A 781-nucleotide genomic window follows, 5' to 3' on the forward strand; every position below is an offset into this window, starting at 1 on the left:
GGCACCGGGCAGTGAAGTGGGCGGCAGCGCTGTGCTGGTAAAAAACAATCCGCAAAAGCCGTGGCGCCTCAGCCTGGCGCGTAACAACGACGGCCAGAAAAGTACTGGCGAGCAACAGTGGGGCACCGGCTTTGAGTGGGACAGCCCGCTAGGTCTGGCGGATCAACTGGTATTGCGTGGTGGCCACGATGCGATCAGTGATCACCACAAAACCTCGAAGAGCGCGATGCTCTATTACAACCTGCCGTGGGGCTGGTGGAACTTCGCTTATAGCTACAGCCAGAGCGATTACCGCTCGGTGGCCCAAGCCAACACCTTTGATTTCAAGCAAACCGGTGACAGTGCAAACCATCAACTGCGTGCCGAGCGGGTGGTCCATCGCGATGCGATGAGTAAAACCTCCCTCAATACCGGTCTGGCGCATATGCGCTCCAACAACTATGTAAGCGATTCACGACTGCGCAACAGCAGCCACCGACTGAGCGAATTTCAGCTGGGCATCAACCACGGTCGACGTATCGCGAGTTCCTTCGTCAACCTGGATGTCGGTATGCAAAACGGTATCGGCGCCTTTGATGCCCAGGGCAGTCACAACCCCAAACCGAGCATGCCAGAGGCCCGCTACCGCAAATACACCGCGACCATCAGCTATTTGCAGCCATTCAAGCTATGGGGCGAGTCGTTCAGTTTTACCAGTATGGCCACCGGCCAACGTAGTGAGGATGTGCTGTTCAGCCCGCAACGCATAAGCCTGGGCGGTTCAGCCTCGGTGCGTGGCTAC

1 protein-coding gene is annotated in these 781 nt (G+C 57.5%); it reads left to right on the plus strand.

The features are described from left to right. Positions 1-781, plus strand: a 781-nt coding sequence (locus ACZRMH_RS25790; protein WP_464015815.1) for a ShlB/FhaC/HecB family hemolysin secretion/activation protein, incomplete at both ends; no start/stop codon positions are given.

Source organism: Pseudomonas sp. B414 (assembly GCF_055408445.1).